This window comes from Roseateles sp. (assembly GCF_036486225.1).
Lineage (GTDB): Bacteria > Pseudomonadota > Gammaproteobacteria > Burkholderiales > Burkholderiaceae_C > Roseateles.
The window spans coordinates 1-13,954 of the sequence record NZ_DASVNZ010000319.1; the positions used below are offsets into that span (position 1 = coordinate 1).

At 70.2% G+C, this 13,954-nt stretch carries 10 protein-coding genes; 7 read left to right on the top strand and 3 right to left on the bottom strand.

Annotation, left to right across the window (positions count from 1 at the left end):
- The first annotated feature begins 20 nt into the window (after window positions 1–20).
- From VF536_RS20990 to VF536_RS21010, 5 genes are all read left to right on the top strand, one after another.
- Window positions 21–176 carry a diguanylate cyclase domain-containing protein gene (locus VF536_RS20990; RefSeq protein WP_331616829.1) on the top strand — a complete coding sequence of 52 codons (156 nt, stop codon included), beginning with the start codon at window positions 21–23 and terminating at the stop codon, window positions 174–176.
- A 74-nt stretch (window positions 177–250) separates the two neighbouring features.
- A complete protein-coding gene (locus VF536_RS20995; protein WP_331616820.1) occupies window positions 251–1,039 on the top strand; it encodes a cytochrome C in 789 nt (262 codons plus the stop codon).
- Complete coding sequence (locus VF536_RS21000) at window positions 1,036–2,427, top strand: c-type cytochrome (protein WP_331616821.1); 1,392 nt, start codon at window positions 1,036–1,038, stop codon at window positions 2,425–2,427. Before VF536_RS20995 ends, VF536_RS21000 begins: the two co-directional genes overlap by 4 nt.
- A 340-nt stretch (window positions 2,428–2,767) precedes the next feature.
- Window positions 2,768–3,271: an Hsp20/alpha crystallin family protein gene (locus VF536_RS21005; protein WP_331616822.1), complete on the top strand. Its 504-nt coding sequence runs from the start codon at window positions 2,768–2,770 to the stop codon at window positions 3,269–3,271.
- Between the two features lie 62 nt (window positions 3,272–3,333).
- A complete protein-coding gene (locus VF536_RS21010; protein WP_331616823.1) occupies window positions 3,334–3,762 on the top strand; it encodes an Hsp20/alpha crystallin family protein in 429 nt (142 codons plus the stop codon).
- 95 nt (window positions 3,763–3,857) lie between these two features.
- Here VF536_RS21010 and VF536_RS21015 read toward each other — a convergent pair whose 3' ends face one another.
- The 3 genes from VF536_RS21015 to cphA (VF536_RS21025) form a co-directional block, all read right to left on the bottom strand.
- Window positions 3,858–5,978, bottom strand: a complete 2,121-nt coding sequence (locus VF536_RS21015; protein WP_331616824.1) for an FUSC family protein — start codon at window positions 5,976–5,978, stop codon at window positions 3,858–3,860.
- Window positions 5,978–8,563 carry a cyanophycin synthetase gene (gene cphA / locus VF536_RS21020; RefSeq protein ID WP_331616825.1) on the bottom strand — a complete coding sequence of 862 codons (2,586 nt, stop codon included), beginning with the start codon at window positions 8,561–8,563 and terminating at the stop codon, window positions 5,978–5,980. Before cphA (VF536_RS21020) ends, VF536_RS21015 begins: the two co-directional genes overlap by 1 nt.
- 79 nt (window positions 8,564–8,642) lie before the next feature.
- Window positions 8,643–10,820, bottom strand: a complete 2,178-nt coding sequence (gene cphA / locus VF536_RS21025) for a cyanophycin synthetase (RefSeq protein ID WP_331616826.1) — start codon at window positions 10,818–10,820, stop codon at window positions 8,643–8,645.
- A 193-nt stretch (window positions 10,821–11,013) separates the two neighbouring features.
- Here cphA (VF536_RS21025) and VF536_RS21030 point away from each other — a divergent pair, with 193 nt between their 5' ends.
- The gene (locus VF536_RS21030) at window positions 11,014–13,320 is read left to right on the top strand and encodes an ABC transporter transmembrane domain-containing protein (protein WP_331616827.1); all 2,307 of its coding nucleotides are present in this window, start codon (window positions 11,014–11,016) and stop codon (window positions 13,318–13,320) included.
- A gap of 18 nt (window positions 13,321–13,338) precedes the next feature.
- Window positions 13,339–13,806, top strand: coding sequence for a DUF1854 domain-containing protein (locus VF536_RS21035; RefSeq protein WP_331616828.1), 468 nt, complete (start codon window positions 13,339–13,341; stop codon window positions 13,804–13,806).
- Window positions 13,807–13,954 lie beyond the last annotated feature (148 nt).

Sequence of the window (13,954 nt, forward strand, 5' to 3'; positions counted from 1 at the left end):
CGCGGCCCGCGGGCGTCGCGATCACGACCAGCATCGGCATCGCCAGCGTCGCCGACGGCGAGGTGCCGGCGATGGACCTGATCGCGCTCGCCGACCGCGCGCTGTACCAGGCCAAGCACCAGGGCCGCGACGGCTGGGCGGCCGTGCGATGGCCCGGGCCGGACCAGCGGCGCTGACGCCACCGCCCGCGGCGACCCCTACGCCGACACCCGTGCCGACACCCGCGGCGGCGATCGGCGATGATGTCCGGATGAAGAACTCCCGATCCCTCCCGGGTGTCCTCATCGCCGCTGTGCTGGGCCTGGGACTCTCCGCCGTCTCCGCTGTCACCACCGCTTCCGCGGCGTTCGCGCAGGGAGCCTCGGCGCCGCCGGCCGATCCCGGCGCCGGGTCCTCGCGCCCCTTGCAGCCCTTGCGCCCGCTGACCAACGACATCGGCGAGCGCATCCAGGCCTGCACGCTGTGCCACGGCGCGCAGGGCCGCGCGACGACGCAGGGCTACTTCCCGCGACTGGCGGGCAAGCCCTCGGGCTACCTCTACAACCAGCTGCAGAGCTTCCGCGACGGCCGCCGCCATCACGCGCTGATGGCCGGGCTACTGCGCAACATGAGCGACGACTACCTGCGCGAGATCGCCGGCTACTTCGCCGCGCTCGACGTGCCTTATCCGGCACCGGGGCCGTCCGGCCTGAACCCGGAGCAGCAGACGCGCGCGGAGCGACTGATCCTGCAGGGCGACCCGGCGCGCAAAGTGCCGGCGTGCACCGCCTGTCACGGACCGTCGATGGCGGGGCGTGAGCCGGCGATTCCCGGGCTGCTCGGGCTGCCGCGCGACTACCTGGTCGGTCAGCTCGGCGCGTGGCGCAGCGGGCTGCGTCGCGCGCACGCGCCCGACTGCATGGCCGATGTGGCGAAGGCGCTGTCGACCGACGACATCGCCGTCGTCGCGAGCTGGCTCGCCGCCAAGCCCGCCGGCGCGCATCCGGAGCCGCCGTCGACAACGCCCTTGCCGGCGCAATGCGGAGGGCTGGCGCCATGAGCGGGGAAGCGACCTCTAAAGAGACCTCCAAGGAAACCTCCGGCCGTGCGGCCAACGCGGCGCCGATGAGGACCTTCGTCCGGCTGCTGCTGGGCATTGCGATCGCGGTCCCGTTGATGGCGGCGTTGCTGCTCGCCGGCGCGTGGGGCCGGGAGCTCTGGCTGTCAGGGCGCCCCGCGCAGTCCGGCGCGCAGGACACCAATCCCGCATTGATTGCCCGCGGCGCCTACCTCGCGCGGATCGCCAACTGCGCCGGCTGCCACAGCCCGCGCGGTGGCGCGCCGTTGGCCGGCGGACTGCCGCTCGGCACGCCGTTCGGAACGCTGTTCAGCAGCAACCTGACGCCCGATCCCGAGACGGGAATCGGCCGCTGGAGCGCGGACGACTTCTGGCGCGCGATGCATCACGGCCGCAGCCGCGACGGGCGGCTGCTCTATCCGGCCTTCCCGTACACCAGCTACACGGCGATGTCGCGCGAGGACGCCGATGCGATCTTCGCGTGGCTGAAGCAGCAGCCGGCGGTGACGCAGACGACGCCGCCTCATCAGCTCGGCTGGCCGTACCGCTGGCAGTCGGCGCTGGCGGTGTGGCGGCTGATGTACTTCACGCCGGGCGATGCGCCGTCGCACGATGAACCGGGCGTCGAGCGCAGCACGACGCAGGACGCCGCCGGCCGGGCGGCGCTGGAGCGAGGTCGCTACCTCGTCCAGGCGGTCGGCCACTGCGCCGAATGCCATGCGCCGCGCAACCGGCTCGGCGCGCTGCGCGACGCGGCAGGACTGCGCGGCGGCTGGGTCGGCGTGCAGGGCTGGATCGCGCCGTCGCTGGCCGATCCGCATGCGGCGGGCGTACAGGACTGGTCCGAGGCGGAGGTGCGCTCGTGGCTGCGGACCGGCTGGTCGACCCAGGGCGCGGCGCTCGGGCCGATGGCCGACGTCGTCGCCGAGAGCCTTCAGCACCTGACCGATGCCGACGCGCAGGCGATGGCCGTGTACCTGCGCGGCCTGCCGCGCGAGGGATCGACCGCGGTCGAGTTCAAGCCGGCCTCGTCGGCGCAGATGGATCTCGGCCGTCAGGTGTACGCCAAGCACTGCGCCGACTGCCATGGCGATCAGGGGCAGGGCCGTCAGATCGACGGCCAGCCGGCCTATCCGCCGCTGGCAGGCAATCGCACGGTGAGGCTGGATGCGCCGCAGAACGTGCTGCAGATGCTGGCCGACGGCGGCTACGCGCCGACGACGCCGGGTCACCCGCGTCCGTACGGCATGCCGCCGCTGCGGCAGGTGCTCACCGAAGCCGAGATGGCCGCCGTCGCGACGGTGATCCGGCAGAGCTGGGGGAACCGGGCGTCGGCGGTGACGGAGCAGGAAGTGCTGCGCTTGAAATGAGCGAGTTCGCTGATCGAAAGCGTGCCCGACGGTACGCTTTTTTCGCCGAACAGGTCCCGCGAAAAGATCCGCAAAAAGATCAGCAAAAAATCTCTGAAAAGTCTCAAAAAATCGTTGTGGATCAATTGCTTGCAGGCGTCCAAAGATCCGCAAAAGGATCTGCAAAAGTAGTCACGAAAAGCCGACGGGAAAGTGGATCGACTCGCGCAACGGGCGCGCCATATGGGGACGGGCTACCCTTGATTTCAAGATCTTGAAGCGCTGCTTCTCGCTCCTACGTTGGGATGCATGGCGGACACGTCCCGCCGCGACCCACCCGCAGGATGCCAAGGAGCCCCGCATGTACCGTCAACTGTTTGCCCGTGAGCTGTTCAACGACCTCGACCGCTTCCAGCGCGAGATGAGCGGCCTGTTCGAATCCACCGCCGGCCGCGGCACCTCGCGTGGCGGCTATCCGGCCCTCAACGTTGGCCTGTCGCCGGAAGCGGTGGAGGTCTACGCCTTCGCCCCCGGCCTGGATCCCGCCTCCATCGGCGTCGACCTGGAGCGCGGCGTGCTGAGCCTGTCCGGCGAGCGCGCGTCCTCGCTGTCCGAAGGCGCCGGAAGCGCTGCTGCGACGGCTGCTGCGGCCGCTGAAGGCGAGACCGCCGCCCCCGCTGCGAAGTCCGCCGACAAGACCGTCGTCCATCAGCGCGAGCGCTTCGCCGGCAAGTTCCGCCGCGTGGTCAGCCTGCCCGACGACATCGATCCGGAACAGGTCACGGCTTCCTACAAGGACGGCGTGCTGCGCGTCAGCGTCAAGCGCCGTCCCGCGCCGCAGCCGCGTCGCATCGACATCCATTGAGGCGCGAACCCGCGACGTCCGCCGATATCAGATACGAACCGAACACGAGTCGAAAGAACACCATGACCACTGCCGTGCATACCCCCGCCGCCGCTGATGCGGCCGATCAAGTGAAGACCAGCGCCTCGACCGCCGCGCAGGCCGCGCGTCGTCGCGACGACTATGCGATCCAGCCCGCCGTCGATGTGATCGAAGACGCGCAAGGCCTGACGCTCTTCGCCGACCTGCCTGGCGTGCCGCGCGAACAGCTCCAGCTGCGCGTCGACAAGGACCGCCTGATCATTGAAGCCGAGATGCAGCTCGACCTGCCCGAGGGGCTGAAGGCCGGCCATGTCGAGGTCTCGCGCCAGTTCTACCGCCGCGCGTTCACGCTGAGCAAGGAACTGGACGCCGAGCAGATCGGCGCCGAGCTCAACAACGGTGTGCTGCGCGTGCGCATCCCGAAGGCCGCGCATGCGCAACCGCGCAAGATCGAGATCAAGCTGGGCTGATCGAAGCGCGAAAGAGGGGTCCGTACTTCCACCGCCGCTGGCCCTCACCCCCTCCCTCTCCCGCAAGCGGGAGAGGGAGTAAGAGAGGTGCGGCGTTACTGGAGGCGCGACAGCGTCACGTCCGGCTCAGGGGGAGCGGCCATCGCGGCGAAAGCTGCGTCGGCCGCTTCGCCCGCGCGGGCCGCGTCGTCCAGACTCACCTGCAGCCGGCGCCGCATCCACGGGCGCAGGTCTTCCAGAGGGCCGACGTCGGGCAGCAGGCTCCAGTCCTGCAGCGCCTGCACCGCGTGCGGCACCGGCTCCTGACCCACGAGCGCCCGTTGAAGGCGTTTGGCCGACTCCGGCAGCTCGGCCAGGAAGTCGGCGTCCAGGTCCTTCGCGCGGCGCATCAGGCTCTGCCGCATCATCGACAGGTGTGCCATCAGCCGATAGCCGTGGTCGAGCACGGCATTCAGTTCCTGCAGCGGCGGACGCACGCGGCGCGGCTCGGCCGCGCTACGCGTCAGCGCGGCGGACAACGCGGCCAGCGCGTCGTAGGCCTGGCGCCGTGCCATGCGCTGTGTCAGGGCACCGGCCGGCGTCATCGCCGCGGTCATCGCCTGCATCGCGTACTGCTGCAACGCACCGCGCGCCCGCTTGAGCGCGCGCGGCAGGTTGCGCCGCTCCCAGGCCGGCAGCACATAGCTGAAGGCCCAGGCCAGGATCGCGCCGAGCACCGTGTCCGCGAGGCGCTCCGAGATCGCGATGCCGTGCGTCGGATCCGCCAGGTGCGACTGCAGCAGCGCCATCACCGTCGCCGCGATCGCGGTGATCAGGTAGCGGCGGGTGACGAAGGCATGCGCGATGCCGACGGCGATCTGCAGCACGACGATCCACAGCGTCTGGTTCGGGATCAGTGACAAGGCCAGCATCAGCCCGCAGCCGATCGCCGTGCCGAGCACCCGCATGTTGCGGCGTTCCAGCGTCTGGTCGAGGCTGCCGCGCAGCACCACCGCGACCGACAGCACCAGCCAGTGCGGATGCGAGGCCCAGGGCAGCGCGAGCGCGATGAAGTAGGCCGCCGACAAGGCCAGCGCGCTGCGCAGCGCATGGCGCAGCACCGGCGAGTCGAGATGCAGCTGCGCCTTCAGCAGACCGATCGGCCAGCCCACCGGCGTCACGAAGCTGCGCAGTTCGCCGGCGTCCAGCGGCAACGGCGGCAAGGGCAGGGCGGCGTCGAGCGCGCGGCCCATCGCCAGCACCTCGCCGTCCAGGTGGGACAGCCGGTCCTGCAGCACGAGCTGCAGCCGCGTGCGCGGGTCCTGTGGCGGCAGGTCCGGCCATTGCGTCGGCCGCACGGTGTTCATCGCCGGCGCGCGCTCGTCGAGCAGCGCGTCGCGGTATTCGTCCAGCAGCACGGACAGCGCCCGCAGACGGCCCACCAGCGCCGTGCGCATGTGCTGGCCGACCGGGTCCTCGCCCAGCAGCTCCAGATCCAGGCGGCTCGCCAGCATCAGGTCGCGCAGCTCGACGATGTGCAGCAGCACCGCCGCGCTGCGCGGATCGGTCTTCACGCGCGGGAACACCTGGTCTCGCGCCGTCTGCAGCAACTCGGCCAGTTGGGCTTCGTTGCCCAGCCAGTCGCGCATCGCATGGGCTGCGCCGCCGCTGCCCAGCAGCTCGGCACGCGCGCTCAGCAGCTGCGCCAGGCCGTGCAGCGCGTCGGCCAGCGCCAGCCGGTGGAAGCGCCGCTGCAGCACCGCGCTGGAGATCACGCTCCACACGAGGTAGAGCGCGATGCCCGCCGCGCCGCTGGCCAGCACGATGTGCAGCGGCTGGTGCGGCCAGGCGAGTGCGAACACCATCGCCAGGATGGGCGCGAAGGACACCGGCCCCGCGCGCGGCCCCCAGCTCAGTAGCATGGCGCTGCCGAAGGCGAGCGCCGCCACGAGCGTGCCCATCGCGGCGTGATACGGATGCAGGACCGCGACCAGCCCGACGGCCTGCAGCGTCATGCCGCCGGCGGTGAGCACGCGGTTGCGGTTGCGCCGGACGCTGCCCGGCAGATCGGCCAGACTGGCGCAGATGGCGCAGGCCATCGCCAGCTGCGAGGCGATGTGCGACAGCTCGGCCGGGGCCGCGTGCGACACGATCACCTGCACCAGCATCACCCCGAGGGCGACGCTGAGGCCGTTCCACCAGTGCGCCGGCCAGTGACGCCAGCGACCGGCCGCCATCAGGCTTCCCGGACGCGCTGGTTCAGATGGGCCAGGGCCTCTTCGACCTGGTCGACCAGCACCAGGCACAGGTCGCCCGGCTGCAGACGCTCCAGCGCGCGGTCGATCGCGACGAACTCGCCGCGGATCTCCTCGATGTGCTTGGTCCGCGTCGCGCCCTTCAGCCCCTGCTGCAGCAGCGCCAGGACTTCACCGTCCTCGCGGCCGCGCTGGCAGGCGTCCTGGAACAGGATGGCCTCGTCGAAGGCCTCGCCCAGGATCTGCGTCTGGATGCGGATGTCCTCGTCGCGGCGGTCGCCGGCGCCGGAGATCACCACCGAACGCTTGTTCGCCGGCAGCGCCTGCACCGCCTGCACCAGCGCGCGCATCGCGTCGCCGTTGTGGCCGTAGTCGGCGATGACCGTCGCGCCGCGATAGTCCATCACGTTGAAGCGGCCCGGCACGCTGTCCGGATCGCTCATGAAGCTGGCCAGCCCGCGCCGGATCGTGTCCCAGTCCAGGCCCACGCCCCAGGCCGCCGCCACCGACGCCATCGCGTTCTCGTTCTGGAACGGGATCGCGCCGCCGCGGGTGAAGGGGATGTCGCGCAGCGGGATCGACTCGCGCCACGCGCCCTGCGCCGCGACCAGCGCGTCGCCGTCGACGTAGACGCAGCGCTTGCCCTGCGCGCGATGCGTCGCCATCAGCGGATGGTGGCGGTCGCTCGCGAAGAAGATCACCTGGCCCGGGCAGACGTCGGCCATCTTGGCCACGACCGGGTCGGCGGCGTTCAGCACCGCGTAGCCGTTGGGCGCCACGTTCTGCACGATCACGCGCTTGACCAGCGCCAGTTCCTCGACGGTGTTGAGGAAGTTCATGCCGAGGTGGTCGCCCTCGCCGAGGTTGGTCACCACCGCCACCTGGCAGCGGTCGAAGCCCAGGCCCTCGCGCAGCACGCCGCCGCGCGCGGTCTCGAAGACCGCCGCCTCGACGTCCGGATGCATCAGCACGTTGCGCGCGCTCTTCGGGCCGGAGCAGTCGCCGCTGTCGGTCTGGCGGCCGTCGACGTAGCCGCCGTCGGTGTTGGTCATGCCCACGCGCAGGCCCTGCGTCGCGAACATGTGCGCCACCAGGCGCGAGGTCGTCGTCTTGCCGTTGGTGCCGGTCACCGCCACGATGGGGATGCGGCCGTCCTCGCTCGCGGCGCCGCGGTTGCCGCCGTAGATGCTGGAGATGATGGCTTCGCCCACGTCGCGGCCCTTGCCGTAGGACGGGCTCAGGTGCATGCGCAGGCCCGGCGCGGCGTTGACCTCGACGATGCCGCCGCTCTGTTCCTCGAGCGGCTTGAGCACGCTCTCGGCCACGACGTCGACGCCGCAGACGTGCAGGCCGACGACCGTCGCCGCGGCGATCGCGCGGGCGGCGACTTCCGGATGCACGTCGTCGGTCACGTCGGTGGCGGTGCCGCCGGTGGACAGGTTGGCGTTGTTGCGCAGGATGACGCGCTGGCCCTTGTCCGGCACCGACTCGGGGGTCAGGCCTTGCAGGTCCAGGCGCGCGATCGCGATGTCGTCCAGGCGGATCTTGGTGAGCGAGGTCGCGTGACCGTCGCCGCGGCGCGGGTCCTCGTTGACCTTGTCGACCAGCTGACGCACCGTGTGCACGCCGTCGCCGGTCACGTTGGGCGGATCGCGGCGGGCCGCGGCCACCAGCTTGTCGCCGACGACCAGCAGCCGGTAGTCGCTGCCGGGCAGGAATTTCTCGACCATCACCGTGCCGATCTCGTCCGCGGCCTTGTAGGCGATCTCCATGTGCTCGCGCGAGGCGACGTTCACCGTCACGCCCTTGCCCTGGTTGCCGTCCAGCGGCTTGACCACGACCGGCAGGCCGATCTCCAGCGCCAGTTCCCAGGCCTGGTCGACGGTCTCCACCGGTGCGCCGATGGGCACCGGCACGCCGGCCGACTGCAGCAGGCGCTTGGACAGGTCCTTGTCCTGCGCTATGGATTCGGAGACGGCGCTGGTCGCGTCCACTTCGGCGGCCCAGATGCGGCGCTGCTTCACGCCCCAGCCCAGCTGCACCAGCGAGCCCTGCGTCAGGCGGCGGAACGGGATGCCGCGCTTGCAGGCGGCGTCGACGATGGAGCCGGTCGAGGGGCCGAGGCGGATGTCCTCGTCCGTCTCGCGCAGCGCCTTGACGGCGGCGTCGGCGTCGAAGGCGGCGCCCGACTGCGCGGCGTTGATCAGCTCGACGGCCTTCTCGAACGCGGCGCGGCCGACGTCTTCCTCGCTGTACTCGACGACGACCTGGTAGGTGCCGTCTTCCGAGGTCGTGTGCGTGTGGCTGTAGGTCACCGGGCAGCCGGCCTGCGCCTGCAGCGCCAGCGCGGCCTGCTCCAGCACGTGGGCCAGGGTGATCGGCGTCTTGGCGCTGCTGGCCGGCCGCAGCGGACCGATGCCGGGGAAGCGTTCGCGCAGGCGGGCCTCGAAGCCGGCCATGTCCGCGATCGTGCGTTCCGTGTCGCTGCAGTGCACGACCGCCTCGATGGCGGTGTGGCGGCTCCACATGTTGGGACCGCGGAGGGCGCGTGTGCGGGAGACTTCCATCTGTCGTCTTTCGGGTTCGACTGTTCTTTGAAGGGGCTGAGCGGGCGCTGTGGCGCTGCGTGTCGCGCTTCGGTTGAGCTTACTGCGGCAGGTCCGGCACGAAGGTGTCCAGGCCGGCCGAGATCAGCTCGGGCGAGATGCCCATGGCCCAGCCGGTCGCCACGGCGGCCAGCACCGCGTCGGTCGCGATCTCCTGGCCGACCGCGCGGAAGCGGGCCTGCAGCGATTCGACGTTGGCGCCGGAGGTCTCCGACGTGCCCTGCGCCAGCATCGCGGCGCCGCCGCGCAGGAACACGCCGCGGCCTTCCTTGCCGCGGTGTTCCGTCAGCGCGGCGTTGCCGGCGTCCAGCGCATAGAGGATCACTTCGCCGTCGGACAGCTCGGCCATCTCGGCCACCTTGGCCTCGTCGGCGTTCAGCACCGCGACGCCGTCGGACAGCACCACGTCGACCTGGGTGCGCAGCACCTTGAAGAGCTGGTCCTCGGTCTGGATGTCGTGGTTGTCGAGCTCGGCCACGCGGCCCAGGTCGGTGACCACGCCGACCTGGCAGCGGTCGTAGGCCAGGCCGTCGCCCAGGATGGTGCCGGCGCCGTTCTCGACCACGATGGCGTCGACGGCGCGGTTCATCAGCAGGCGGTGGCTGGCGGCCCAGGTGGCGCTCGGCTTGCGCTCGACGCGGCGGGTGCCCAGGAACAGGCCGGCGCCGCAGGCCAGGCCGACGTGGCGGCCGTTGAGGTGAAGCAGCCAGCCGACCAGACGCGCGATCTGCGCCGTGCCGCGCGAGCCGGCCACGCCCACGATGGGGATGCGGCCGCTTTCGTCCTCGGCGAACAGGTGGTCGATGATGGCCTGGCCCACCGGCTGGGGCATGCCCTCGGCCGGCTTCAGGTGCATCAGCAGGCCGGGACCGGCGTTGACCTCGACGATGGCGCCACCGGTTTCAGTCAGCGGCTTCGAGATGTCGCTGCAGACCAGATCGACGCCGGCGATGTCCAGGCCGACGGTGCGCACCGCCAGCGAGACCGCGTGCGCCACATCCGGGTGGATTTGCGCGGTGCAGTCGATCGCGACGTTGCCGTTGCGCTGGATCAGCACGCGCTGGCCGGCTTCGGGCACGCCGTCGCCGGTCAGGCCCTGGCGCTGCAGGTCCAGCAGCACGACCGGGTCGCCGGTGATGTCGATGCGGTTGAGCGGGAAGTCCTCGGTCGTGCCGCGGCGCGGGTCGGTGTTGATCTGCAGGTCGATCAGCTCGACGACGGTGTGGGTGCCGTCGCCGGTGACCCAGGCTTCCTCGCCGCGGGCGGCGGCGACCACCTGGCCGCCGACGACCAGCAGCCGGTGCTCCATTCCGGGGATGTAGCGCTCGACCAGCACTTCCGAGCCTTCCTTGTCGGCGACGTGGAAGGCGGCCTCGACGTCGGCTTCCTGGCGCAGGTCCAGGGTGACGCCGCGGCCGTGGTTGCCGTCGGACGGCTTCACGACGACCGGCAGGCCCAGGTCCTGGGCGACGTCCCAGGCCTCGGCGGCGGTCTTGACCGCCTGGCCCGCGGGCACCGGCACGCCGACCGACTTCAGCAGTTCCTTGGTCAGGTCCTTGTCGCGGGCGATGCCTTCGGCGATCGCGCTGGTCATGTCGGTCTCGGCCGTCCAGATGCGGCGCTGGCGCGCGCCGTAGCCCAGCTGCACCAGATTGCCGTCGTTCAGGCGGATGTGGGGGATGCGGCGGTCCGTCGCCGCGGCCACGATGGCGGCGGTCGAGGGGCCGAGGTAGCAGTCGTCCAGCTTGTCGCGGATCGCGACGACGGCGGCGTCGACGTTGAAGTCGTCACCGTTGATGGTGGCCATCAGCAGTGCGTGGCCCTGCTCCAGCGCGCAGCGGGCGACCTGTTCGTCGCGTGCGCGGAAGACCATGCGGTACACGCCGTGGCGCGAGGTGGAACGCGTCTGGCCGAATCCGGTCGGCATGCCGGCCAGGTTGAGCAGCTCGATGACGATGTGCTCCAGCACATGGCCCATCCAGGTGCCCTCGGTCAGGCGCTGCAGGAAGCCGCCGCGCTCGCCGACGCCGCAGTGGTGCTCTTCCAGCGCCGGCAGGCGCTTGCACAGGCGGTCGGTGAAACCGGGGATCAGGTGGGAGGGGTGTTCTTCCAGGCCACCCAGGTCCAGCCAGGTTTCCAGCACCGGACGGTAGGTCCACATGTTGGGGCCGCGCAGGTAGTTGATGCGCAGGAGCTTGATGTCGTCGTGTCGGCTCATGAGGGGTGGAAACGTGGAAGAGGGCTGTCCGGCGGACCACCGGACAATGAGGCGAAGCACAATTGTGCGCTTAAGCGAAAATTGTGCGAAACATGCCACGAACCGGCTGGACCGGGTCTTGCCCCGTTGGGGGGCGACGGCAGAAAAGTCTCGAAGAAACTCAACGTTTCGCAGATCGCCAGAAGAATCAAAAATGCAGCATTCACATCCTGTCGCGTTGGCCGGTGCCGGCGGCGTTCCGGCCGACCAGGCCTTCGAAACACGCCTGCGGCGTGGCGAGAACGTTCGGGCCTCGCTGGAGGTTGACCTCGACGGGCGTCTGCGCTTCTCGGCGGGCGGTCTGCGACTCACGGATCAACGGCTGCTGTCGCTGGAGGCCTCCGAGGATGCGGGTGGGGCCCCCGTTTTCCGGGAATGGCCGCTGACGCCGGACCTGCGGCTGGTGCTGTCCGACCACGCCGGTCTGGGCGCGCTGGAGCTGGTGGACGCCGACGGCCGGCTGGCGCAGTGGCGCTTCACGATGAAGGCCAACCTGCAGGCGCAGCGCTTCCAGGACGCCTTCAACCGCCGCGACGAGGTCGAAGCCAGGCTGGACGAGGAGCCCGAGCTCTGCCCCAGCTGCCAGGCCATCCTGCCGGAGGACAGCGAGGAATGCCCCTCCTGCGCCCGTGAGCTGCACACGCCGCCGTCGACCTGGGTGCTGCTGCGCCTGTGGCGCTTCGCCGGGCCCTACCGGGGTCAGCTGTTGCTGGGCTTCCTGTTGATGCTGGGCGCGACCGGCGCGACGCTGGTGGCGCCTTACCTGGCGATGCCGCTGATGGACGACGTCCTGATCCCGTTCCAGCAAGGCAAGCAGATCGACACCATGCTGGTGGTGATGTACCTGGGCGGGCTGTTCGGGGCGGCGATCGTGTCCTGGATCCTGGGCTGGGCCAAGACCTACATCCTGGCGCTGGTGTCGGAGCGCATCGCCGCGGACCTGCGCACGGCGACCTTCGACCACCTGCTCGGGCTGTCGCTGGAGTATTTCGGCTCCAAGCGCACCGGCGACCTGATGAGCCGCATCGGCTCGGAGACGGACCGGATCAGCGTCTTCCTGTCGCTGCACGCGCTGGACTTCATCACCGACTGCCTGATGCTGGCGATGATCACGGCGATCCTGTTCCACACCAACCCGTGGCTGGCGCTGGCCACGCTGGTACCGCTGCCCTTCATCGCGTGGCTGATCCACCTGGTGCGGGACAAGCTGCGTACCGGCTTCGAGAAGATCGACCGGGTCTGGGGCGAGGTGACCTCGGTGCTGGCCGACACCATCCCGGGCATCCGCGTGGTGAAGGCCTTCGCGCAGGAGCGCCGCGAGGCCGAGCGCTTCCGCACCGCCAACAAGCACAACCTGGTCGTCAACGACCGGCTCAACAAGACCTGGAGCCTGTTCACGCCCAGCGTGTCGCTACTGACCGAGATCGGCCTGCTGGTCGTCTGGGCCTTCGGCATCTGGCTGATCGCGCATTCGCAGATCACGGTCGGTACCCTGACCGCCTTCCTGGCCTACATCGGGCGCTTCTACGGGCGGCTGGATTCGATGAGCCGGATCGTGTCGGTGACGCAGAAGGCGGCCTCGGGCGCGAAGCGGATCTTCGACATCCTCGACCACCACTCCAACGTGCCGGAGCCGGCGCAGCCGGTGGTGCTGGACAAGGTGGCGGGCGAGCTGTCGCTGCAGGACATCGGCTTCCGCTACGGCAACCGGACGGTGATCCGCGACCTCAACCTGGTGATCAAGCCGGGCGAGATGATCGGTCTGGTCGGGCACAGCGGCTCGGGCAAGAGCACCATGGTCAACCTGATCTGCCGCTTCTACGACGTGACGGAGGGCGCCATCAAGCTCGACGGCGTCGACCTGCGGCGCTTCAAGCTGTCGGACTTCCGCCGCCACATCGGGCTGGTGCTGCAGGAGCCCTTCCTGTTCTTCGGCACGATCGCGGAGAACATCGCCTACGGCAAGCCGGAGGCGACGCGCGACGAGATCGTCGCCGCGGCCCGGGCGGCGCATGCGCATGAATTCATCCTGCGGCTGCCGCAGGGCTACGACTCGCTGGTCGGCGAGCGGGGTCAGGGCTTGTCCGGCGGGGAGCGCCAGCGGATTTCGATCGCCCGCGCGCTGCTGATCGACCCGCGCATCCTGATCATGGACGAGGCCACCTCGGCCGTGGACACGGAGACCGAAAAGGAGATCCAGAAGGCGCTGGACAACCTGGTGCGGGGCCGCACGACGATCGCGATCGCCCACCGGCTGTCGACGCTGCGCAAGGCCGACCGGCTGGTGGTGATGGACCGCGGCGAGATTGTCGAGGTCGGACCGCACGACGAGCTGATCGCCAAGCAGGGCGCCTACTGGCGCCTGTGGGAGGCGCAGGCCCGCCGCGTCGACGCGGAGGAGCAGGACAACGTCGTTGTCGTCGCCCCGAACGTCAACGTCCACACGGCCACGCAGGCCTGATCGCGCCGAGGTTTCTTCATGAACAACATCCAGAACCTGGCGCGCAATGCCTTCGGCCGGCTCACGCTGGTGGACGACGCCGGCCAGACCCACGACAACGTCACCCCGGTGCGGGCGCATCCGCTGAGCGCGCCGGACGAGGGCCTCTCGCTGGTCGGCACCGACGGGCATGAGATCGCCTGGATCGACCGGCTCACGGACCTGCCGCAGGCGCAGCGGGAGCTGCTCCAGGATGAACTCGCGCACCGCGAGATGACGCCGACGGTGCTGAAGCTGCTGGACGTCTCCACCTTCTCGACGCCGTCCCAGTGGACCGTCGAGACGGACCGCGGCACCACCGGCTTCATCCTCAAGAGCGAGGAAGAAATCCGCCGCATCGGGGAAGGGCGGCTGCTGATCACCAGCTCCCACGGGCTGCACTTCCTGGTGCCAGACCGGTTCGCCCTGGATCGGCATTCGCGCAAGCTGCTCGAACGCTTCCTCTGACGCAAGACCGAGCGCAGCCTCGGGAAGCCGGGCCGCCCCCGGCTCATACGCTCGCAGGCTCCGCTAAATCGCCGGGTGCGGCCCGGCTTCCCGAGGCCCGTTCCACCGAGCCTGCCCCCTGAGCGCGCCACCCCTTCTTACGCCCTCT